This window comes from Pantoea sp. 18059 (assembly GCF_902706165.1).
GTDB classification, from domain to species: Bacteria; Pseudomonadota; Gammaproteobacteria; order Enterobacterales; family Enterobacteriaceae; genus Pantoea; species Pantoea agglomerans.
Genome location: NZ_CACSJS010000053.1, coordinates 1 through 421, shown reverse-complemented (window position 1 = coordinate 421; position 421 = coordinate 1). Strand labels below are relative to the sequence as shown.

1 protein-coding gene is annotated in these 421 nt (G+C 37.1%); it reads left to right on the top strand.

What is annotated here, in order from left to right; genetic code table 11:
* Positions 1–81 precede the first annotated feature (81 nt).
* Entirely contained in the window at positions 82–333 is a 252-nt protein-coding gene (locus GVJ63_RS22020) for a DUF1024 family protein (protein ID WP_001836226.1), read from the top strand.
* The last annotated feature ends 88 nt before the right edge of the window (positions 334–421 follow it).

Here is a 421-nt window from a genome sequence, read left to right as displayed (position 1 = left end):
GTGCTATATTGTACCGAATGGACAAATTAGACGGAACAAATGAGTTCTACGAATTTTTAGGACAAATGGAGGATGACACTAATGAATAACCGTGAACAAATAGAACAGTCCGTTATAAGTGCTAGTGCGTATAACGGCAATGACACAGAGGGATTACTAAAAGAGATTGAGGACGTGTATAAGAAAGCACAAGCGTTTGATGAAATACTTGAGGGTTTACCTAATGCTATGCAAGATGCACTCAAAGAAGATATTTATCTTGATGAAGCAGTAGGGATTATGACGGGTCAAGTTGTCTATAAATATGAGGAGGAACAGGAAAATGAGCATTAGTGTAGGAGACAAGGTTTTTAATCCAGAAACAAATTCAACTTTAGAAATTGTACAACTTGTTGGCGATATTAGAGACACGCATTACAAG